Here is a 21,919-nt window from a genome sequence, read left to right on the forward strand (position 1 = left end):
TACCGGCGCCAACACGCCACAATGGGTGGCTGTAAATGAATTCGAAACAAAAAGATGGTTGGCTATTGGACATGTCAGACCTATTCCAGGATTACTCCGAGGCCGCAGGCCGCACCGGAGCCTACGACGAGATGTTCGCCCCGGGACAGCAGGCCAGGGACTCGTACGGGCAGGTGGCGGAGGCTCTCCGGAAGCTCTCCCTGGCGGACGTCAGCGCACGCGCCGACTCCATGGCCCGCACCTTCCTGGACCGCGGTGTCACGTTCGACTACGCGGGCGAGGAACGGCCCTTTCCCCTCGATATCGTCCCGCGGGTCATCCCCGCTGCCGAGTGGGATGTCCTGGAACGGGGCGTCGCCCAGCGGGTACGCGCCCTGGAAGCCTTCCTGAACGACGTCTACGACAAGATGACAGTGGTGTCCGATGGCGTGATCCCGCGTCAGCTGGTGACCACCAGCGCGCACTTCCACCGGCAGGTGCACGGTTTCGAGCCCGCGGGCGGCGTCCGGGTGCATATCTCCGGCATCGACGTTGTCCGCGACGCCGCAGGCACCTTCCGGGTCCTTGAAGACAACGTGCGGGTGCCCTCCGGCGTCAGCTACGTGCTGGAGAACCGCCGCGCCATGGCCAAGGGCCTGCCCGAAGCCTTCGGGCAGCAGCTGATCCGGCCCGTGGAGGAATATCCCCGCCGTCTGCTCTCGGCCCTGCGCAAAACCGCGCCGGCCGGCGTTGACGATCCCACCGTCGTCGTCCTCACCCCCGGCGTCTTCAACAGCGCCTACTTTGAGCACACCCTCCTGGCCGGCCTCATGGGCGTGGAACTTGTGGAGGGCCGCGACCTGATCTGCCGCGGAAACCGCGTGTACATGCGGACTACGGCCGGCGAGCAGCGGGTGGACGTGATCTACAAGCGGATCGACGACGACTTCCTGGATCCGTTGCAGTTCCGCTCCGACTCCATGCTCGGCTGCCCCGGCCTGGTCAACGCCGCCCGCGCCGGCGGCGTCACCATCGCCAACGCGGTGGGCAATGGCGTTGCCGACGACAAACTGGTTTACAGTTACGTGCCTGACCTGATCCGCTACTACCTCAGCGAGGAGCCCATCATCGCCAACGTGGACACCTACCGCCTCGAGGAGAAGGAAGCCCGGGAGTACACCCTGGACAACCTCGCGGAACTGGTGGTCAAACCCGTGGACGGTTCCGGCGGAAAGGGCCTGGTCATCGGCCCCGACGCGTCCCGCGACGAACTGGACGCACTCCGCCAGCGGATCATTGCCGACCCCCGCGGCTGGATTGCCCAGCCGGTGTTGCAGCTTTCCACGGTTCCCACCCTGGGCGGCGACAAGTTCGGCCCCCGGCACGTGGACCTTCGCCCCTTCGCGGTGAACGACGGCGACAACGTCTGGGTGCTCCCGGGCGGCCTGACCCGCGTGGCTTTGAAGGAGGGCTCCCTGATCGTCAATTCCAGCCAGGGCGGCGGGTCCAAGGACACGTGGGTCCTGGCCGACTCACCCCAGATGCCAGTGGAAACCGTTCCCCGGCAGTCGGTCACCGTCCGCGAACGGGTTTCCGTCTGGCCTGTCGAGAGCAACTGGCGCGACCGCCAGTCGGAGCAGCAGCAGTGAGCCGGGCATTTGGACACTTGGCCGCCGTCGGGCATTTCTTTTCCAACTTTGTTCCGGGCGCGCAGGAGGTAGCCGCGAATGCTTAGCCGTATTGCCGAGTCCCTGTTTTGGATCGGCCGTTACGTGGAGCGGGCGGACGGAACCGCCCGCATCCTCGACGTCCACCTGGAACGCCTGAACCACCTCCCCATGGAGGAACGCAAGAGCGTGGCGCAGGAACTACTGGCCGTCATGGGCGCCAGGCCGCAGAGCGAGGACTTCGGCCTGCCGGAACTGCTCCACGCCCTGGCCTATGACAAAACCAGTGCCACCTCCATCGCGGGGTCCCTGGGTGCTGCCCGCGAAAACGCGCGCCGGGCCCGGGAGACCGTGTCCTCTGCACTGTGGGAGAGCCTGAACACCACCTACTACGGGCTGAGCCAGCACCGCAAGGACGTAGTGGGCACCTACCGGTTCTGCAACTGGACCCTGGAGCGTACCGCCATGGTCAGCGGCCTTGCCGACACCACGGTGAGCCATGACGAAAGCTGGCTCTTCCTGGTCCTGGGCCGTTCCCTGGAACGCGCGGACATGACGGCACGCATGCTCTCCACCCGCGACGTGCTCTCCGCGGGCATGTCCTGGGTCAACATGCTCCGCTGCGCCGGCGCCTACGAATCCTTCCTCCGTACCCGCCGCGCGGCCTTCGGCGACCAGCATGCCGCCGAATTCCTGCTCCTGGACCGGCTCTTTCCGCGGTCCATCGTCTATGCGCTGCGGGACGCCGACGAGTGCCTGGCCAAGCTGGACCCGTCCGCGCAGCGCGTGGGCTTCATCAACGACGCCCGCCGCATCGTGGGGCAGGCCCGGACCTTTCTGGAATTCCACCGCACGGACGATCTCATGTCCGAGCTGCCCGAACACATGGAACGGGTGCAGAAGGCAGTGTCCCAGGCCTCGGACGCCATTTCCCGTAAGTACTTCAATCAGGCGGATGAACTTGCCTGGGTGGGAGAAGTGTCATGACCCGGTTGAGCATCGTCCACAGGACGGCCTACAAGTACAACAAGCGGGTGACCCTGTCCTACAACGAGGCCCGGATGACCCCGCTGACCGATTCGCAGCAGGTGGTCCTGGAATCCGTGGTGAAGGTGGCTCCGTCGCAGGCGGCGGTCAGCACCTACCGTGACTACTGGGGGACCAGGGTCACCGCCTTCGACATGCAGATGCCGCACGAGAGCCTTGAGGTGGTTTCCAACATCACCGTCGAGGTGCACCGGGCGGAGAAGATCCCGGCGGAAGCCGACATCGTGGGCTGGGAGGACCTGAAGTCCCCGGAAACCCTTGATGCCTTCAGTGACTGGCTGCCGCAGTCACGGTTGAGCGGCCCGGGCGACGAAGTGCTGGGCGTCATCCCGGATGTCGTGGCCGGGAAGAACCCGCATGAGGCGGCCATGGCCGTCTTCGCCTGGATGCGCGGGGAGATGACCTACATGTCCGGTTCCACCGCCGTCACCACCAACGCGGAAGAGGCTTGGGGGCAGCGCAAGGGCGTGTGCCAGGACCTTGCCCACCTGGCCATCGGCGCCCTGCGCAGCTGCGGCATTCCCGCGCGCTACGTCTCCGGCTACCTGCACCCGCGCTCCAGCGCCGGCATCGGGGAGACCGTTGCCGGGCAGTCGCACGCCTGGCTTGAATGGTGGGACGGGGATTGGCGCAGCTGGGACCCCACCAACCACAAGCCCGCCGGCGACTTCCACGTCACCGTGGCCAGGGGCCGCGATTACCGGGACGTGCCCCCGCTGAAGGGCATCCTGTCCGGGGGCGGCGGGTCCGCCCTCAAGGTAAGCGTGGAAATCACCCAGCTGGCTTGACACGACGGGTTCCCCGCCTTAATGGCCGGGGAACCCGTCGTCGTAATTTGTTGTTGACCGGCTTTGGGCCTATTCCTGCGACGCCTTGGCAGAGCTGTTGATCTGCGTCCACCAGGTCATCGGATCCGTGACCTTGAAGCGGCGCCCCGTCACCGAATCCGGCGTGATGCGGACAAAGGCGTCTTTCCGCCCCGCTTGCCACGGGAAAAGGTACAGGCGGGACGTCTCCAGCACTTCTTCGGTGCTTTTAACCAGGGCGGCGGTGCCCTTGACCACTACGCTCCAGGCCAATCCCGTGTCCGGGTCCACCCCGTCCGCCTCCACGGCAACGGCGGCCTCGCCTCCGGTGGCTGCGGACAGTTTGGTTCCCTGGGCGGTCCGGAAAACCAGCGTGCCGCCGTCCACGGTGTAGTTCACCGGGAAGATATCCGGACGGCCGTCCGCCAGCACTGCCAGCCTGCCCACGGACACCGTCCGCAGCATGGCCCAGCATTCGTGGTGTTCGAGGTTCTGCACTTGGCTGGATGACTCGTTGCTCATGCCGTGAGCATACCGCGCATCACCAGGGGCTGGGCTTGTAATCCTTCAGGAAAACGCCGTACTGGTCCTCGCCCTTTTCGCCCATGACGATGGGATCGTAGACCCGGGCCGCGCCGTCCACCAGGTCCAGGGGAGCGTGGAAGCCTTCCTCCATCAGCCGGACCTTGGTGAAGTGCGGACGTTCGTCGGTGATCCAGCCCGTGTCCACGGCCGTCATCAGGATTCCATCCGTGTCCAGCATTTCCTGCGCACTGGTGCGCGTCATCATGTTCAGGGCGGCCTTGGCCATGTTCGTGTGGGGGTGCCCGGGCCCCTTATATGCGCGGGAGAACTGGCCCTCCATGGCGGAGACGTTCACGATGTACTTCCGCCGGGCAGTGGAGCGCCTCATGGCGTCGCGGAGGCGGCTGACCAACAGGAACGGCGCGGTGACGTTGCAGAGCTGCACCTCGAGCATTTCGAGCGGATCCACCTCGTCCACTACTTGGGTCCAGCTGTTGATGGTGGCCAGGTCGGGAACCAGCCCGCCGGCGTCGATGGCCGTGCCCGAGGCGATCCGTTCCAGCGAGGCGGACCCGGTGGACAGCGCGAGGGAGGTGACGGCATCGCCGGCCAGGACGGGATGTTCCGTGACGCTGCCGGCGATCGCCAGCGGGTGCTTGTCATGGGCGTGGCCGAAGGTCAGCAGCTCCGGGCCGCCGTTGGCGTGCTCCAGTGCCGCGGGGAGGGGTTCGTCCTCGGCATCGACCAGGGGCTTGTAGGCATTGCCGGAACGGCGCACCGTCTGGGCGGCGTTGTTGATGATGATGTCCAGCGAGCCGGCTTCATTGAGCGAGTCGGTGAGGGCCATGACCTGGGCAGGATCGCGCAGGTCAATGCCCACGATCCGGAGCCGGTGCAGCCACTCGCCGCTGTCCTCCATGGCGGCGAAGCGCCGGGCCGCGTCCTTGGGGAACCGGGTGGTGATGGTGGTGTGCGCTCCATCGCGCAGCAGGCGCAGGGCGATGTACATCCCGATCTTGGCGCGGCCGCCGGTGAGCAGGGCCCGGCGCCCGTTGAGGTCAGTCCGGGCGTCGCGCTTGCTGTGGCTGAAGGCGGCGCATTCGGGGCATAGCTGGTGGTAGAACGCGTCCACCTGGGTGTAGTGCTGCTTGCAGATGTAGCAGGGGCGGGACCTGATGAGGTGGCCTGCAACCTTGCCGGTGGTGGACGGCGCCAGCTTGTTGCCGCGGGTCTCGTCATCGATTCGGTCCGGCGCGGCCGTGGCGGTCTGGGCGATAACGGCGCGGTCAGCCTCGGCGATCGAATCGCGCTTGGTGACCCTGCGGTGGCGCTTGACCGCCTTGAACATCTTTCCCGTCGCACGGCGGACTGCAAGGTAGTCCGGGTGCTCCTCGTCGTACGCGTGGATGGTGTTCAGGACCTTGAGGCAGGCCTGGATGTCCTCAGGGGTCAGATCGGGGGAGCTCATTGGGAAAATTTTACAGCGTACGCCGCAGGCCGGGGCACCATCGGTGGTGCCCCGGCCTGCTGGCTTACTGCGGGGAAAGCGGCGGCGACTCTGGCGTCAGGAAACCCTGCCGGCCGGCGCGGCCTCCGCCGCTGCGGCAGCATGCGTGCCGGCAACCTTGTCCGCGGCCTCGCGCATGTCGGGGTACTGCTCCGCGGCGGCCCGGATCGCACTGGGCAGGACGCCGACATGCTTCGCCGCGAGCTTCCGTTCTTCCTCGCCCGGCTCCGGGACCTCCTGGCCCTTGGACAGGACGGTAATGCCGGATTCGGTGACCTTGAAGCCGCGGGCCCGGTCAAGGTCCGGGTCGAGTCCAATGGCGGCTCCCGCGGGGACCTTGACGTTCTTGTCCAGGATGGCGCGGTTGATGACGGCCCCTTCGCCCACCTGCACCTTGTCCATCAGCACCGAGTCGATGACGCGGCCGCTGGTGGCCACGTAGACGTCGTTGGACAGCACCGAGCCTTCCACCACGCCGCCGGAAATCACCACGCCGTTGGCAACGATGGAATCAAGCGCCGTGCCCACGGTGTTGTTCTTGCCGCGGACGAACTTGGCCGGCGGCGAAATGCTCTGGCGGGTGTAGATGGGCCACTCGGAGTTGTAGAGGTTGAAGACCGGCAGCGGGGAGATGAGGTCGATGTGGGCGTCATAGAAGGAGTCGATGGTGCCGACGTCGCGCCAGTAGGTCCGGTCGCGTTCGGTGGAGCCGGGGATGTCGTTGAGCGTGAAGTCGTAGACACCTGCCTCGCCGCGGTTGACGAAGTAGGGGATGATGTCCCCGCCCATGTCGTGCTTGGTGTCCAGGCGCTCGGCGTCCACGTGCAGCGCGGCCACCAGGGCGTCGGCATCAAAAACGTAGTTGCCCATGGAGGCGAGGAACTGGGAGGGGTCCGCGGCAAGACCGGGGGTGCTGGCGGGCTTTTCCACGAACGCCGCGATCTTCTGGGGGTCGTTCTGGTCCGTTTCGATGACGCCGAACTGGTTGGCCATGTGCAGCGGCTGCCGTACTGCGGCCACGGTGGCCTTGGCACCGCTGTTGACGTGCTGGGCAACCATCTGGGCGAAGTCCATCCGGTACACGTGGTCCGCGCCGACCACCACCACGATGTCCGGGTTGGCGTCATGGATGAGGTTCAGGGACTGGTAGATGGCGTTGGCACTGCCCAGGAACCAGCTCTTGCCCACGCGCTGCTGCGCCGGGACAGAAGCGATGTAGTTGCCGAGCTGGGTGGACATCCGCCAGGTCTCTGAAATGTGCCGGTCCAGGCTGTGCGACTTGTACTGGGTCAGCACCACGATCTGCAGGTAGCGGGAATTCACCAGGTTGGACAGCGCGAAGTCGATGAGGCGGTAGCTGCCGGCGAAGGGCACGGCGGGCTTGGCCCGGTCTGCCGTCAGTGGCATAAGCCTGTTTCCCTCGCCGCCTGCGAGGACAATGGCCAGGACTTTTTTGGTTAACGGCATGATGGTCGCTCCTGTACGCCTTCGTAACTCCCCAAGACAGTCCGGTATGCCCGGACTCCTTCACACTAGAACAGTTATCCGTGAACGACTACCTTGGGTCTTGTGCGAATAGACATTGTGACTAAAGAGTTCCCGCCGGAGATCTACGGTGGCGCCGGGGTGCATGTAGCCGAATTGAGCAGGGTGCTTAGTAAGCACGTTGACCTGCAGGTTCGTGCTTTTGGCGCTCCCCGTGACGCCGACTATCATGGCGCGACGGTAACGTCCTACCAGGTCCCGGAAGACCTCGGCGGGGCGAACGCGGCGGTCCAGACCCTGGGTGTTGACCTGCGCATTGTGCCGGACGTCCAAGGCGCGGACCTGGTCCATTCGCACACCTGGTACGCCAACATGGCAGGCCATCTGGCGTCTCTGCTCCACGGAATCCCGCACGTCCTCAGCGCCCACAGCCTCGAGCCGCTGCGGCCCTGGAAGGCTGAGCAGCTCGGTGGCGGCTATGCCCTCTCCTCCTGGGTGGAGAAGACAGCGTATGAAGCTGCGGCCGCGATCATCGCGGTGTCCGAAGGCATGCGCCAGGACATCCTGCGCAGTTACCCCAACGTGGACCCGGCGAAGGTCCGGGTGGTGCATAACGGCATCGACGTGGAGCTGTGGCAGCGTGACGAAAACGACGACGCCGTCCGCGCCCTTGGCATCGACCCGGCCAAGCCGAGCGTCGTCTTTGTGGGAAGAAACACACGCCAGAAGGGCGTCCCCTACCTCCTGAGGGCGGCGGCGAAGCTGCCGGCCGACGTCCAGCTGGTCCTGTGCCTCGGCGCGGCCGACACCCCGGAACTCGCAGCAGAGACCGCGGCCCTGATCGAGGACCTGCAGAAGCAGCGCACGGGCGTGGTGCTGATCGAGCGGATGCTGCCGCGCCACGAGCTCATCCAGGTGCTCAGCCACGCCACCGCGTTCGCCTGCCCCTCCATCTACGAGCCGCTGGGCATCGTCAACCTTGAAGCCATGGCGTGTGGGGCGGCGGTGGTGGCCAGTGCCACCGGCGGCATCCCCGAGGTCGTGGAGCATGGCCGCACCGGACTGCTGGTCGACCTGGAGCAGGTGACGGACGGCACGGGCACGCCCCTGGATCCGGAGAAGTTCGTCAAGGAGTTTGCTGCGGCCCTCACCGAGGTGGTGTCCGATCCCGACCGCGCCCGCGCCATGGGACGCGCTGGCCGGGAACGCGCCGAAAAGCACTTCTCCTGGGAGTCCATCACCGAGACCACCCTTGAGGTGTACCGCTCTGTACTGCCGGCCGCCGGCTGATCGTCCAAGTACAAATAACGACGGCGCCGCTCCCCTTGATAGGGGAGCGGCGCCGTCGTAATTTCCCGGCATCGCATGGAGTGCCTTGGGCGCTCCCGGCAGGTCAGCCCTTCCGGGCTCCGGCAGCGGTCCGGGCGATCAGCACCTTCTCATCCACCGGGGATTGGCCGCTGGCACGCTGGTTCCGGAAATGTGCCCGGGCTTCGTCCTGGCGCGTCTTTTCGGCACCGGTGGCAATGGCTGCACGGACGTGGTCCTCGCCGTATCCAAAGGCATCCACCAGGTCCAGCGCGTGCGGACGGATCTTCTCCAGCAGCCGGTTGATGTAGCCGCCCACCGTGCGGGCCCGCTGCATGGAAAGGCGGCCGTTCATCAGGTACCAGGACAGGTTCTTTTCGATCAGCGACAGGCCGAACAGGTCACGCAGCCAGGTCAGCACTTTCCTGGTTCCCGGGTCCGCCACCTGATGGAGGGCCTCCGTGAAGGCCTCCCACTGCAGCAGTTCGGCGTGCGCCTGGGCGGCGTCGATGAGTTCGTTCTGGTGCCGGTTGAACAGGGCGGCGCCCTTGTCCTGCGGCAGGCGCTTGCTGCCCTTGAGGGCAGCTCCTGCCTCAGCCACCATGGTCTGCACCCGGTCCGTGAGGAGCGCACGCTGGCTTTCCTCGTCCCGCAACGCGATCGCGGCCTTCTGGACCGATCCGGTGTCCGCCATGAACTGGGCCACTTGGCGCAGGCCGGTACGGTGGACTGCGACGCCGGCTGCCTGGATCACCACGTAGCGGGCCAGGACGCCGAAGTCGACGTTGCGGAATTCCTTGGCGTAATCAGCCAGCAGGCGCTTGGCCACCAGCTGAAGCAAAACGGTGTTGTCGCCCTCGAACGTGGCGTACACGTCCAGGTCCGCGCGCAGCGAGGCGAAGCGGTTTTCGATCAGGAACCCGGCGCCGCCGCAGGCCTCCCGGCATTCCTGCAGGGTGTCCAGGGCGTGCCAGGTGCTCAGCGGCTTCAGCGCTGCAGCCAGGGTTTCCAGATCCTGGCGGTCCGCGTCGGTATCGTGGGCACCGGAGAAGACGTCGTCGAACTTCTCCAGCAGCTGTTCGTGGGCGAAGGCGGCCGCGTAGGTGGTGGCCAGCCGGGTGAACAACCGCCGCTGGTGGCGCTGGTAGTCAAGGAGGACTTCCTCCTCGGTGTGGGAGGAGGCATTGAACTGGCGGCGCTCGGTGGCGTACTGGATGGCCGCCTTCAAAGCCACCTTGGAGGCGGCGACGGCGGCACCGTCCAGTGATACCCGACCCTGGACCAGGGTGCCCAGCATGGTGAAGAAGCGCCGGCCGGGGCTGGCGATGGGCGAGGTGTAGTTTCCGTCCACGTCAACGTTGCCATACCGGTTCAGGAGGTTGGTCCTGGGGATGCGGACGTTGGTGAAGTGCAGGCGGCCGTTGTCGATGCCGTTGAGGCCACCCTTGATGCCGTCGTCCTCGCCGCCAATGCCGGGCAGGAACTCCTTGGTCCGGGGGTCCCGCAGGTCCACGTAGAAGGCGTGGACTCCATGGTTCACGCCGCGGGTGACCAGCTGGGCGAAGACCACGGCGCCCAGCCCGTCAGTGGCGGCGTTGCCGATGTAGTCCTTCCAGGCCGCCCGGAAGGGGGTATGGATGACGAATTCTTCGGTGTCGGGATCGTAGGTGGCGGTGGTGGCGATGCTGGCCACATCTGAGCCGTGGCCGGTCTCGGTCATGGCGAAGCAGCCGGGGATCTCGAGGCTCATGATTCCCGGCAGCCACTTCGCGTGGTGTTCAGCCGTGCCCAAGTGCCTCACCGCGGAACCGAAGAGTCCCCACTGGACGCCGGCCTTGATCTGGAGCGAGGGGTCGGCCACCACCAGTTCCTCAAAACCTGCGATGTTTCCGCCGTGGTCGTCCGAGCCGCCCAGGTCAGATGGGAAGGCGCGGTGCACGGCCTCATTGTCCACGAGGTATTTGAGCTGGCCGAAGACGCGTTCACGGTGGTCCGTGTGGGTCAGGCCCTCCACTTTGTGCAGTTCCGGCCTGGCTGCCAGGTCCCGCGCCTGGCGGCGGACATCGGCCCACTTTCCCAGGAGCTGCCTGCCCAATGCCTCGACGTCGACGGCGGGTTCGGAACTTTTGTCCGGAGTGGCGGCAGGCGTTGCCGCGGGGCGGAGGCCCTTGCCGGCTTGGCGTTCCACTACATCAGTCATGTCACAGTCCTTCTTTGGCGGATAACTTGGTGGTTGGTGAAGCAGGGGTGAGCTCAGGGGCTATGCCAACGCACAGCCACGCCGTGATCTGGCGCGCCATGCTCTCTTGGGTTGGCTTGGCAGGGGACTCGGGGGTGCTGAGCCACTGTTCGCCGGCATTCCGCACCAGGCCGATGGCCGCCTTGGGCCAGTAGCCGATGACGGCTTCTCCGACGTCGCCCAGGTGCGAGCGCATCGGTTTGGCGATCATGTCCGCGATGGCGTCGAAGAAGTGTCCCAGCGGGCCACCTGCGGCTGCAGGATGGGCAGGGCCGGGCTGGTCAGCCGGCGCATAGCTTGTGACAAACGCGTAGACGTTGGGGCTGGTGTCCGCCATTTGCAGGTAGGCCGATACCATCGCCAGCAGCCCTTCCCGGGGTGTGACGGCACTTTGCGCAGCTTCCTGGATGCGGTGCTGCATCTGGCTGAGGACCACTTCTCCCACAGCCTGCTGCAGCCCGGCTTTGTCCCCAAAGTAGCGGTAGAAGACCGATTTGGAGGTCCCGGCGGCAGTTGCGATGTCCTCCATCGAGGCGTCGCTGCCCAGTGCATGCACTGCCCGGCGGGCCTGCTTGATCAGCTCTGTGCGGCGTTCCTCGCGGTGGCTTTGCCAGCGCGAGGAACGCCCGTCCGGGCTTGCGGGTTGTTGAAGCCCGATGGAAGGAGAGATGTTTGTGTCCTGAAAGTTCACGATACCCAGCGTATCAGGTACGCTGGGTATCGGTAACCGCATGTGACCCGAGGAGCCTTCCATGTCCATAGACGGACAGTCCACCCCCGCGCCTGATGGATCAGCCTCAGCCGCCGTCCCGCCAACCCGCAGGGCGGTGGTCGTCGGCGGAAACAGGATTCCGTTCGCCCGCGCCGGCGGCGCCTATGCAAAGTCTTCCAACCAGGACATGCTGACCGCTGCCCTGGACGGCCTGATCGCACGCTTCGGACTTCAGGACGAGCGGATCGGCCAGGTGGCAGCGGGCGCGGTGCTCAAGCATTCCAAAGATTTCAACCTCACCAGGGAAGCCGTACTCGGCACGGCACTCTCGGCCGAAACTCCCGTCTACGACCTCCAGCAGGCATGTGCCACAGGCCTTGAAACGGTTGTGGGGCTGTCGAACAAGATCAAGCTGGGTCAAATCGACTCGGCCATCGCCGGCGGCGTTGATTCGGCATCCGACGCACCGGTGGTTGTCAGCGAAGGTCTTCGCGAGGTAATCCTGGACCTGCACCGCGCCAAGACACTTCCCCAGCGGCTGCAGATCCTGAGCCGGCTGCGACCCAAGGACTTGGCGCCGCTGGCCCCCGGTACGGGAGAGCCGCGTACCGGCCTGACCATGGGCGAGCACCAGGCCCTCACCACCGCACAGTGGAAAATCTCCCGCGAAGCCCAGGACGAGCTGGCCTTGAACAGCCACCACAACCTGGCCGCCGCCTACGATTCAGGCTTCTTTGATGACCTGCTGACCCCGTACCGCGGGCTGACGCGCGACGCGAACCTCCGCGCCGATACCTCAAAGGAAAAGCTCGCTTCCCTGAAGCCGGTCTTTGGCCGCAACCTCGGTGCAGATGCCACCATGACCGCAGGCAACTCCACGCCGCTGACGGACGGGGCCTCCACGGTGTTGCTGGCTTCCGACGAATGGGCAGACGCCCGGGACCTGCCCAAGCTGGCCGCCGTGGTTGACGCCGAGGCTGCTGCGGTGGATTTTGTGCACGGCAAGGACGGGTTGCTGATGGCGCCCGTGTTCGCTGTGCCACGGCTCCTGGCCCGGCAAAACCTGACGCTTGCTGACTTTGACTACTTCGAGATTCACGAAGCCTTTGCCGCCACTGTCCTCAGCACACTGGCTGCATGGGAGGACGAGGAGTTCGGCCGCACCCGCCTGGGCCTGGAAGGTGCGTTCGGCAGCATTGACCGATCGCGCCTCAACGTCAACGGGTCTTCGCTGGCGGCGGGCCACCCGTTCGCCGCAACCGGCGGCCGCATCGTCGCCACCCTGGCCAAGATGCTGCACGCCAAGGCGGCTTCCACCGGCCGTCCTGCCCGCGGCCTGGTGTCCGTTTGCGCAGCCGGCGGCCAGGGCGTCGTCGCGATCCTGGAATCTCTGTAGGGGGCGGCATGGCAGACAAATACACGCAACTGGTCAACAGCGGCCTGGGCCGCAACCTGGCAAAGAAGCTCGGCCTTCCGCAGCCCGCTGTCCTGCGCCGCTACGAGCCGGGCCAGCCGCTGGTGACGGGACCCGTCGTCGTCGTGGGGGATACTGCAGGGGCAGACAAACTGGCCGCGGAACTGCTGTCCTGGGACCTTGACGTCAGGCGGCACGCTGTCCCGGCCGAAAAACTCGGCGCCATCATCCTGGTCCTCGACGAGGTGGAGCACCCGGCAGAGCTGGAAAAGCCCGTACTGGCCGCGGCCGGCTCGCTCCGGGACCTGCGGCCAGGTGGCCGGATCATCACGTTGTCGCGTCCCGCAGCGGAGGCGACCTCACCCGAAACCGCTGCGGCACGGCAGGGGGTGGATGGCTTCCTGCGTTCCCTTGCCAAGGAACTGCGGGCAGGGGCAACGGGTAACGGCGTACTCCTGGCAGACGGCACCACATCCATCAGTCCCAGCACCCTCGGTGCCATCAGGTTCTTCCTTTCCGCCCGGTCCGCGTTCGTGGACGGCCAGTTCCTGAAGGTTTCAACTGAGGACGGCGGGCTTCCCGCTGACCCCCAACGGCCGCTGGAAGGAAAAGTTGCCGTCGTCACCGGCGCCGCCCGCGGCATCGGAGCCCAGATTGCCCGGACCCTGCACCGCGATGGAGCCACACTGATCCTGGTGGACATCCCGGCGGCCGGGGACCAGCTGGCGTCCGTAGCCAACGAGGTGCGGGGCACTGCCCTGCAGCTGGACATCACCGGCGAGGACGCGGGACAACGGATTATCGGCCATGCCGTCCAGCGGCACGGTCGGCTGGACATCGTGGTGCATAACGCGGGTATCACCCGGGATAAGCTGCTGGCCAACATGGACCAGGCACGGTGGAACAGTGTCATCAACATCAACATTGCGGCCCAGCTCCGGATCAACGAGGCACTGCTGCAATCCGGGCATTTGGGGCCTGCGCCGCGTATCGTGTCAGTTGCCTCCACCAGCGGCATCGCCGGTAACAGGGGACAGACCAACTACGCCGCATCCAAGGGGGGAGTGATGGGAATGGTCCGGGCCAGCGCCCCGCTGTTCGCGTCCCTCGGCGGCACCATCAACGCGGTGGCGCCCGGTTTCATCGAAACCGAGATGACGGCCCGGATCCCCCTTGCCGTGCGCGAGGTGGCACGGCGGCTCAATTCGCTCCAGCAGGGAGGCCTTCCCTCCGACGTTGCGGAAACCATCGCTTTCCTGGCCAGCGACGCCGCGGGCGGCATCAACGGGGAGGTGCTGCGGGTGTGCGGGCAGAACCTGGTGGGGGCATGACAGTCCAGCAACCAGTAATCCTGGCCGAAATGCCCTCCCTGTCCAAGCTCTACGTCAATGCGGCCGCGATGGCAGCACGCCGCAGGCTGCTGGGAAACCACGACACGTCAGTCCTTCCGGCTGAAAGCCATGAAGTCAGGGGCGTGGCTGTCAACGTTGAAAACCTCACCGCCTACCAGCATCTGATCGGTGAGACGGCCAGCGACGTCCTGCCGGCCGGTTTCATCCACGCCATCGCATTTCCCCTGGCCATGAGCGTCATGAACCGGGACGACTTTCCGCTGCCCCTGCTGGGCATGATCCATTTGCGCAACAGCGTGGAGCAGAGGTCGCCATTGGTCTTCACCGACCTTCTGGACATGACCGCCAAGGTGGAAAATTTGCGCGGACACCGTGCAGGCACCCAGGTGGACGTTGTGGCGGAGGTCCGGCCTGCCGGCCCTGGGGAGGTGCACTGGCGCGGGGTGTCCACCTACCTGGCCAAGGGCGTGTTCCTGCCCGGGATCGACAAACCCACTGCCATCCCGGCAAAGGCAGACTTCACCGCACCTGACCCAACAGCCCTGTGGCAGCTGGGAGTGGATGCCGGACGTGCCTATGCCGCCGTATCGGGGGACTTCAACCCCATACACCTGAGTGTGCTCTCGGCCAAAGCGCTGGGGCTGCGCCGTTCAATCGCGCACGGCATGTACCTGGCCTCGCGGGCCCTTGCAGATGTGGGACCCGCCCGGGGCGATTCCTTCATCTGGGACGTGGACTTCGAAGCGCCGGTCTTCCTGCCGTCCCGGGTGGCTCTGGAGATCGAAACCGAACAAAGCGGTTCAGGGGCGTGGAAGCACTCCAACTTTGTTGCGTGGAGTCCGCGCTCCGGGCGGCGCCACTTCACCGGCACTGTTTCAGCGCTGTAGCTCGTGGCGCCGGATTCCGGGCTTAGTCCTTCGGCCGCACCGCCCGCAGGATCCGGTGAAGGCTGAGCAGGACCGACTCGGAGGCAGGGACCGTTCCCTGCGCCGCAGGCCTTCCGGCGGTGGCGGCCATACAGGCCTCCACCGCCGCTTTGGCGGTTGCATACGCGTCCTTCCGGGACCCGGTGTCGCCGCTGGAGTCGACCGACAGCAGCTCTCCGGTTGCGGTGATGGCGTCTGCCAGCGGTTCGTTGTCCTGCAACGGGATGGCGTACGGTACGTCGTCTTCCCAGATCACATCGGAAAGCACATCGGTCATGTCCTGGATGTGGAACGTAACGCGCTCCAGGTCCTGCAGGTCGCGGTAATCCTGGTCCATGTCGCGCGGGTGCAGTTTCCGGCGCGGATTCGCCCGGCGGCTTGCGTCGGCTTCCTTGACCAGGTGCCGCACCGACCTGGCCGCCTCGGCCAGTTCGTCCGACCTGCGCGACCAGTCCTCATGCTCAGGCGGCCATTTTTCCTTCAGGGCCGCGCCCATGTCGGTCAGTTGCCGTCCCAGTGCGAGCCGCAGGTCTGCAAGGCTGGAGGCGGCCGCGTTGAAGTGCAGCGGCGGGAAGATCAGGAAATTTACCGCGATGCCCACCGCCACGCCGGCAGCCATCTGCACCAGGTAACCGTAGGAAAAGTCATCGGCATTGCTGCCGCCCACCAGCAGCACCAGGAGTGCCGCCGTCGGAATCCAATCGCTGCCTGAGCCGATGCCCGGCAACCCGCCCAACAGCACTCCCACCCCCATGAAAAGGGCGACTGTCAGGGGTGAGGGCTCGCTGATGCTCACCAGGACGAAAGCGAGGCCGATCCCCATCGCAAGCCCCGCCAAAGCCTGCGCCCCTTGCTTCACCGACCCGGCGACATTGTGGTACATCGCCACCAGTGCACCCAGCGGCGCGTAGTAGGCGTAGTGCGACGCCGCGCCCGGCATGTGGGGAGCGATGGCGAAAGCCAGCCCCGCGGCGAGAGCCGCTTTGGCAGCCAGCTGAAGCCGCTGTGCTGCGAAGGCGGCAGAGAGTCCCGCCACCGATTGTTTGAGTAGTTGGGTCCCCCGAGCCCACCGTGCATCCGGCCGTGCCTGAGTATTGCCCATCCGGACCACAGTAGGCCCGGGGCACCCTCAGGACAAGCCGGCCGCTGACCGCCGCACCTCTGCGGCGAGGCGGTGGGCCCGGCCCGGCGTGCGCCCTTCTTCCTGCCGCCGGGGAATGTAACCGAAGCTCATGCCATAGGAGGGGTCTGCAAATCCAAGGGCCGCATTGGCCCCCTCATGCCCGAAGGCACGGTAACTTCCGAAGTTCCGCGAGGGGTGCGGTTTCATGAAGACGACGGCGAAAGCATTGTCCAGTCCGGAGGACCGGTCCAGGCCCCACACCTGCTCCCGTGTCATGGCCGCGACAGTCCCACCTGTGAGGAACGGCTCATCGCCGTCGACGCCGGTGGTCGCCGCCGCGTACAGCCGGGCGAGGCCGTCTGCTGATCCCACACCGCCCGCCGCGGACATACCGGCGGCCCGCACGGACCGGATGTTCGGCAGCTCCATGACGGTGCTGACGGGTGCATTGCTGTTGAGGCCTTCGAGGCTGAGGGGGTCCACCCACGGCTGGTTCGCAACATCCTCGTAGAGGACATCCCGGTACCGCGGTTCCAGGTCCTCCGGAAGGCCGAGGAAGAACTCCACCTCCTGCGGTTTGCGGATCCTCCGGTCATAAAGGTCCTGCAGTGCCTCACCCATGGTGCGGCGGCACAGTTCCTCCATCAGGATGCCAATGGTGAGTGCGTGGTAGCCGAACTGCCGGCCGGGTTCCCATGCGGGGGCGGCAGCGGCCAGCCGGGCGGCGGCGCGGGCTGTTGTGAACTCGTCCAGCCCGAAGCCGCCCTCAACGCCCAAAAGACCGGCCTGGTGCGACAGCGCCTCCCGCACCAGCAGCCGGTCTTTTCCATGCACTGCGAACTCGGGCCAGTAGTGGGCCACTGTCTTGTCCAGCTCAAGGACGCCGTCCTGCACGAGCAGAGCGATGACCATTGCGGCAACGCCTTTCGAGCAGGAATATGCGCCGGTCAGGGTTTCGGCGTCCATGTCCGGCCCACCCGCCAAGTGCACCACCGGCACCCCGTGCTGGTAGGCAGCGACTTGCGCGCTGTAACGGGGGTCCTCTGCGAGAAGGGACTTGAACAGGCCCAGCACGTTTTCGTACCCCGGCGCCACAAAACCAAGAGAAGTCTGCATGCCTTTCAGTGTAGGAGGAAAGCGATTTCTCGCGCCGGGTTTGGCCCGCCTTAGGCTCCGTGTCCCGGTGCCACTTCCTCACCCGGCCGGACCGGCCCCGGAGGGGTACCGTCGCCGAAGGGCCGGCCGCCCAGGGATTCGCGGCCGTGCTCTTCCAGCCATCCGCCCAACGCGGGGCCGGCGGGAACAATTCCGGTGGGGTTGATGTCCTCATGGACGATGTAGTAGTGCCGCTTGATCTGCACGAAGTCGATGGTGTCGCCGAAGCCCGGCGTCTGGAACAGGTCCCTGGCGTAGCCCCACAGGTTGGGCATCTCGCTCAATTTCTGCCGGTTGCACTTGAAGTGCCCGTGGTACACGGGATCGAACCTTGCCAGTGTGGTGAACAGCCGCACATCCGCCTCGGTGATGGTGTCGCCAACCAGGTAGCGCTGCCGCGAGAGGCGATCCTCCAGCCAGTCCATGGCGGTCCACAAGCGTTCGTATGCTGCGTCATAGGCTTCCTGCGAGCCGGCGAAGCCGCAGCGGTAGACGCCGTTGTTGACTTCGGTAAAGACCCGCTTGTTCACCTGGTCGATCTCGTCGCGGAGGTGCTCCGGATAGAGTTGCGGCGCACCCGGTCGGTGGAACTCCGTCCACTCCGTCGAAAAGTCCAGGGTGATCTGGGGGAAGTTGTTGGTCACCACTTCGCCGCTGCGCACGTCCACGATGGCAGGGACCGTGATGCCGCGGGGGTAGCCGGGGAAGCGTTTGAAGTAGGCCTCCTGGAGCCGCTCGATGCCCAGGACCGGATCCACGCCGCCGGGATCGAGGTCGAAAGTCCAGGAACGTGCATCATGGGTGGGGCCGGGCTGACCCAGCGAGATTGCCTCTTCCAGCCCCAGCAGCCTGCGGACAATTACGGTGCGGTTGGCCCATGGGCATGCCCTGGCGGCAATGAGGCGGTAGCGCCCTGCCTCCACGGGCCAGCCGGGCTCGCCGTTGCTGCCGGGCGCGGCGTCCCTGGTGATGCGGTCCTCAATGTAGTTGGTGTCGCGGGTAAATTCCGCGCCGCCTGTCACATAGGCTCCGCGGGTGCTGTGCTCGTTGGTGGCGTGGGTCGCTGTGCGGGTGCTTTCCGTTTCCTGGCTCATGCCACCAGCCTATGCGCCGCCCCTGAAATCTAGGGACCTTTCAGCAGGATCACCGAGATAGGCTGCCACGCCACGAGCCAGGCCCCGGCGACGATCAGCGAAAACAAGGCGATCCAGATCCCCGAGGGAACGGAGGTGGCCCGGTACAGGAGGTAGGCATCGGAGCTGCCCAGGCGGTCCCGGCGGCGGAGGTGGACGTTGGTGAGCTTGAGCAGGTCGCGGACGCCAGCCACCAGCAGCGCCATGCCGAGGACGACGGTAACGTGGCCCACGACGGGCCCAGGTGCCAGGAACGCCAATGCGGCGGTGCCGGCGATGGCTGATGCGGTGATGGCGAATCCGGCCAGGTTGCGCAGGAAGACCAGCGACGTGGCCAGGACCAGCGCAGTGGCGGCCATGGCGGCGGGACCCCAACCACTGAGCCCGCACCACACGAAAGCTGCACCAACCATGGCAGGCACCGGGTAGCCCCAAAAACACGACCACGCGGCCGCCAGCCTGCTCCGGCTGTACGTGGTGGTGGTCCCCGAATGGTCGAGCCGGAGCCGGATCCCTGCCAGCCGCTGCCCGGAGGTCACGGCGGCAAACGCGTGCCCCAGTTCGTGCGTGGCGGTGGCGAGGAGCCCGAAGTAGCGCCAGCTGCGGCGCGGGATGGACAGGGCGACGGCGGCTGCCAGGGACAGGAGCAGCTCAACCCACGTGACGGTGGGTACGTTTGTTTGGGTGAAGGCGGCGCTGAACGCGCTCCACAAGCTGGCGGGGCTGTCCACCGTTGCCTCCTGGCTGCCGGGCCGGGGTGGTGCGTGCCGGCGTCGTACGTTGTGTGCCCAACCTTACGAAGCTGGGCTGGGTGAATGCTTGGCGGTGAGTGCTTAAAGCCGAAAGGCACGCCTGGTGCGGCGTGCCTTTCGGGCAAGGGTGGTGATTTTGGCCACTGGCGGAAGCGTGTCGCCCTAGCCTTCGCACTCGGTGCAGTAGCTGTGGCCGTCCTTCTGCCGGGCGATCTGGGACCGGTGGCGGACCAGGAAGCAGGAGTAGCAGGTGAACTCGTCCTCAGCCTGCGGGATAACCTGGACTACGAGCTCCTCAGCGACGAATTCGCCACCCGGGACCCCGGCGCCGTCCAGCCCGTCAGCTTCGTCCAACTCCTGCACAACGCTGCGGGCGTCGGGAGCATTCGCTGACTGGAGCTGCTCGAGTGAGTTGTCCTGCGATTCCTTGACGTCGGAACGCAGTTCATCGTAATCGGTTGCCACTTTGGGTGCTTCTCTTTTCTTTGATGGGCTGTCGGGTATGAAACGTACAGCATGGAGCCGGTATTCCCCAACAGGGAGCGTAGATCCGGTGCCGATTGGGTAAAGGTTCAAAGGAGCGGCCGCGGGTTTGGAACCGGAATGCGGCGGCATGGGCAGTGGAGGGACGGCCGGTTGCTGTTCCCTCTGCGTGACGGAAGGGGCAGATTTTGGAGCAACTCACCGCAGAGTTCGGCGGTGCGGGACAAGTCGGCGTGGGTGTCGGTCCCGTGCTGGAGAAATTCGACGCCGTGTCCAGGATCGTGGTCCTGCGCGGGGGCGGTTTGGGAGACTTGATTTTCGCGATCCCCGCCATGGCGGCGCTGAAGGCGGCCTACCCCGAAGCAACCATCACCTTGCTGGGCACGCCGATCCACAAGGCGCTGCTGGCGGCACTGAAGAGCCCCGTTGATGAGGTGGTGGTCCTGCCCTTCGCCGAGGGAGTCCGGCCCGGGGAAGAAGATGCGGAAGAACTGGAGCGTTTCTTCGCGCAGATGCGCAGCCGGAACTTCGACCTCGCCGTCCAGGTCCACGGCGGCGGGCGGTATTCCAATCCTTTCCTGCTGCGCCTCGGGGCGCGCCACACGGTGGGCACCAGGACACCCGACGCCGCCAGCCTGGAACGCACCATCCCCTACCTCTACTACCAGAACGAACCACTGCGGGCCCTGGAGGTGGCAGGATTCGCAGGTGCCTTCCCCGTTGACCTCGAGGCCCGGCTGTCGCCGGCTGATGGTGGAGCAGCCACGGAAGCTGCCAACAGCGAAGCCGGCCAGCCGCTGGTGGTGATCCATCCCGGTGCCACCGACCCCCGCCGTCGTTGGCCGGCGGAGAAGTTCGCCGAACTCGCGGCCGCCTGCGCGGCTGACGGGTCACGGGTGATCATTGTTGGGGACAGCAGCGAGCAGGAGTTGGCAGAGGGGATTGCCGAGCGGGCGGCATCACCCGGCGTCCGCTCCGTGGCCGGGGCACTCGATATGGCGGGACTGGTGTCGCTGCTGGCGGAAGCTGATGTTGTCGTGGCGAACGACAGTGGCCCACGGCATCTTGCGCAGGCGCTCGGCGTACCCACGGTGGGGATCTTCTGGGCCGGCAACGTGATCAACGCCGGCGCCCTGGGCAGGAGCCTGCACCGCGTGCACGCGTCCTGGGTCACCACCTGCCCCACCTGCGGCATCGACGTCACCCAGGTCGGCTGGACTGCCCCGCGCTGCGCCCACGACGACTCAGTGGTGGCCACAATCGGAGTGCCTGAAGTGTATGAGGACGTCCTCAGCCTCACCGCCACGACGTTCGCCAAGCAGGACGCATGACCGGCGCCGAAAGCGCCCAGCAGTCCGGCGACACGATTCCTGCCGATGGGAAACCGGAACTTCTGGTCCTGCGCGCCTTGAAGCTGGGCGACCTGCTGGTCGCAGTGCCGGCACTCAAAGGCATCCGGCGGGCTTTCCCTGAGCACCGGCTGCGCTACGCGGCACAGGGATGGTTATCCGAAGCACTGGGTCTGGTGGGCGGCTATGAGCTGCTGCCGACGCACGGCCTGGATGAACCCCTGGCGATGGAACCGGGCGTGGTGGATGTGGCCGTCAACCTGCACGGCAGCGGTCCGGAGAGCCAGGGGCGGATCGACGCGCTAAAGGCACGGCAGACCGTGGGCCACCGGAGCCCGCACCGGGACGGGCCGCCCTGGCGGCCGGAGCTGCACGAGCGCGAACGCTGGGTACGGCTGGTGGAATGGCATGGCATCGAGGCGGATCCGCTGGATGTGCAGCTGAATTCGCCGCATATGCCCAGCCCGGTCCCAGGCGCCACAGTCCTGCATGTGGGAGCTGCATACGGCAGCAGGTTGTGGCCGGCAGAGCGCTTTGCGGCGGTGGCAGCGGCGCTCGCAGAAGCGGGACACCAGGTCGTGTTCACCGGCGGGACATCGGAACGGGTAAGGGCTGAGGAAGTGTGCCGCCTCGCAGGACTCCCGGGCACCACCGTTCTTGCCGGGGTGCTGGGCCTTGGCGAGTTCGCTGCCACGATCGCCGCCGCACGCCTGGTTGTCTCAGCCGACACCGGGGCGGCGCACCTGGCATCCGCGTACGGGACACCCTCCGTGGTGCTGTTCGGGCCGGCCCCGCCGAAAATCTGGGGGCCCCCTCCGGGGCCGCATGTGGTCCTGACCCGCGCGGAACTCCGGCGCGGGGACACGTTTGCAGCCCAGCCCGATCCTGCCCTGCTGGCCGTCCAGGTCCCCGATGTCATGGCTGCCGTAAGGAGCCTGGGGCTTCTCTAGGCACTGT

General features: G+C 66.3%; 19 protein-coding genes. 9 read left to right on the forward strand and 10 right to left on the reverse strand.

Annotated features, from left to right (window positions below; translation table 11 throughout):
• The first annotated feature begins 71 nt into the window (after positions 1-71).
• The 3 genes from ACETK3_RS15690 to ACETK3_RS15700 all read left to right on the forward strand — a co-directional run bounded on the left by ACETK3_RS15690 (position 72) and on the right by ACETK3_RS15700 (position 3,481).
• The gene (locus tag ACETK3_RS15690; RefSeq protein WP_236802704.1) at positions 72-1,628 is read left to right on the forward strand and encodes a circularly permuted type 2 ATP-grasp protein; all 1,557 of its coding nucleotides are present in this window, start codon (positions 72-74) and stop codon (positions 1,626-1,628) included.
• Between the two features lie 78 nt (positions 1,629-1,706).
• Positions 1,707-2,633, forward strand: coding sequence for an alpha-E domain-containing protein (locus ACETK3_RS15695; protein WP_142133862.1), 927 nt, complete (start codon positions 1,707-1,709; stop codon positions 2,631-2,633).
• Positions 2,630-3,481, forward strand: coding sequence for a transglutaminase family protein (locus ACETK3_RS15700; RefSeq protein WP_306970867.1), 852 nt, complete (start codon positions 2,630-2,632; stop codon positions 3,479-3,481). The genes ACETK3_RS15695 and ACETK3_RS15700 overlap by 4 nt, the downstream gene beginning before the upstream one ends.
• 69 nt (positions 3,482-3,550) lie before the next feature.
• On the opposite strand, the gene ACETK3_RS15705 is transcribed toward ACETK3_RS15700, so the two are convergent.
• The 3 genes from ACETK3_RS15705 to glgC all read right to left on the reverse strand — a co-directional run bounded on the left by ACETK3_RS15705 (position 3,551) and on the right by glgC (position 6,998).
• Entirely contained in the window at positions 3,551-4,021 is a 471-nt protein-coding gene (locus ACETK3_RS15705) for a pyridoxamine 5'-phosphate oxidase family protein (RefSeq protein ID WP_306970868.1), read from the reverse strand.
• A gap of 19 nt (positions 4,022-4,040) precedes the next feature.
• On the reverse strand, positions 4,041-5,492 hold the full coding sequence (locus ACETK3_RS15710) for an SDR family NAD(P)-dependent oxidoreductase (RefSeq protein WP_306970869.1): 1,452 nt from the start codon (positions 5,490-5,492) through the stop codon (positions 4,041-4,043).
• Positions 5,493-5,588: 96 nt separating this feature from the next.
• On the reverse strand, positions 5,589-6,998 hold the full coding sequence (gene glgC / locus ACETK3_RS15715; protein WP_236802710.1) for a glucose-1-phosphate adenylyltransferase: 1,410 nt from the start codon (positions 6,996-6,998) through the stop codon (positions 5,589-5,591).
• A gap of 102 nt (positions 6,999-7,100) precedes the next feature.
• Here glgC and glgA point away from each other — a divergent pair, with 102 nt between their 5' ends.
• Positions 7,101-8,306: a glycogen synthase gene (gene glgA / locus ACETK3_RS15720; protein WP_236802712.1), complete on the forward strand. Its 1,206-nt coding sequence runs from the start codon at positions 7,101-7,103 to the stop codon at positions 8,304-8,306.
• A 103-nt stretch (positions 8,307-8,409) separates the two neighbouring features.
• On the opposite strand, the gene ACETK3_RS15725 is transcribed toward glgA, so the two are convergent.
• Together ACETK3_RS15725 and ACETK3_RS15730 are read right to left on the reverse strand one after the other, a co-directional pair.
• A complete protein-coding gene (locus ACETK3_RS15725; protein ID WP_306970871.1) occupies positions 8,410-10,524 on the reverse strand; it encodes an acyl-CoA dehydrogenase in 2,115 nt (704 codons plus the stop codon).
• Position 10,525: 1 nt separating this feature from the next.
• Positions 10,526-11,296 carry a TetR/AcrR family transcriptional regulator gene (locus ACETK3_RS15730; protein ID WP_373462206.1) on the reverse strand — a complete coding sequence of 257 codons (771 nt, stop codon included), beginning with the start codon at positions 11,294-11,296 and terminating at the stop codon, positions 10,526-10,528.
• 19 nt (positions 11,297-11,315) lie between these two features.
• Here ACETK3_RS15730 and ACETK3_RS15735 point away from each other — a divergent pair, with 19 nt between their 5' ends.
• The 3 genes from ACETK3_RS15735 to ACETK3_RS15745 are packed head-to-tail and all read left to right on the forward strand — an operon-like array spanning position 11,316 to position 14,928.
• Entirely contained in the window at positions 11,316-12,671 is a 1,356-nt protein-coding gene (locus tag ACETK3_RS15735) for an acetyl-CoA C-acetyltransferase (protein ID WP_236802717.1), read from the forward strand.
• 8 nt (positions 12,672-12,679) lie between these two features.
• Positions 12,680-14,020: a 3-oxoacyl-ACP reductase gene (locus tag ACETK3_RS15740; protein ID WP_236802719.1), complete on the forward strand. Its 1,341-nt coding sequence runs from the start codon at positions 12,680-12,682 to the stop codon at positions 14,018-14,020.
• On the forward strand, positions 14,017-14,928 hold the full coding sequence (locus ACETK3_RS15745; protein ID WP_306970874.1) for a MaoC/PaaZ C-terminal domain-containing protein: 912 nt from the start codon (positions 14,017-14,019) through the stop codon (positions 14,926-14,928). Before ACETK3_RS15740 ends, ACETK3_RS15745 begins: the two co-directional genes overlap by 4 nt.
• Before the next feature lie 22 nt (positions 14,929-14,950).
• Here the strand turns inward: ACETK3_RS15745 and ACETK3_RS15750 are convergent, their stop codons facing one another.
• The 5 genes from ACETK3_RS15750 to ACETK3_RS15770 form a co-directional block, all read right to left on the reverse strand.
• Positions 14,951-16,003: an aromatic acid exporter family protein gene (locus ACETK3_RS15750; protein ID WP_306970876.1), complete on the reverse strand. Its 1,053-nt coding sequence runs from the start codon at positions 16,001-16,003 to the stop codon at positions 14,951-14,953.
• Between the two features lie 93 nt (positions 16,004-16,096).
• Positions 16,097-17,206 (reverse strand): serine hydrolase domain-containing protein, encoded by a 1,110-nt coding sequence (locus tag ACETK3_RS15755; protein WP_306970878.1) that lies wholly within the window; start codon positions 17,204-17,206, stop codon positions 16,097-16,099.
• A gap of 50 nt (positions 17,207-17,256) precedes the next feature.
• Positions 17,257-18,339: a glutathione S-transferase family protein gene (locus tag ACETK3_RS15760; protein ID WP_236802725.1), complete on the reverse strand. Its 1,083-nt coding sequence runs from the start codon at positions 18,337-18,339 to the stop codon at positions 17,257-17,259.
• Between the two features lie 29 nt (positions 18,340-18,368).
• Positions 18,369-19,109, reverse strand: coding sequence for a M50 family metallopeptidase (locus ACETK3_RS15765; protein WP_237428173.1), 741 nt, complete (start codon positions 19,107-19,109; stop codon positions 18,369-18,371).
• A 183-nt stretch (positions 19,110-19,292) separates the two neighbouring features.
• The gene (locus ACETK3_RS15770; protein WP_018761323.1) at positions 19,293-19,595 is read right to left on the reverse strand and encodes a DUF4193 domain-containing protein; all 303 of its coding nucleotides are present in this window, start codon (positions 19,593-19,595) and stop codon (positions 19,293-19,295) included.
• Positions 19,596-19,801: 206 nt separating this feature from the next.
• Between ACETK3_RS15770 and ACETK3_RS15775 the strand changes: the two genes are divergently transcribed.
• Positions 19,802-20,944, forward strand: coding sequence for a glycosyltransferase family 9 protein (locus tag ACETK3_RS15775; RefSeq protein WP_237428174.1), 1,143 nt, complete (start codon positions 19,802-19,804; stop codon positions 20,942-20,944).
• Positions 20,941-21,912, forward strand: coding sequence for a glycosyltransferase family 9 protein (locus ACETK3_RS15780; protein WP_237428175.1), 972 nt, complete (start codon positions 20,941-20,943; stop codon positions 21,910-21,912). Before ACETK3_RS15775 ends, ACETK3_RS15780 begins: the two co-directional genes overlap by 4 nt.
• Positions 21,913-21,919: the final 7 nt, after the last annotated feature.

It is taken from the genome of Arthrobacter sp. E44 (assembly GCF_041877125.1).
Lineage (GTDB): Bacteria > Actinomycetota > Actinomycetes > Actinomycetales > Micrococcaceae > Arthrobacter.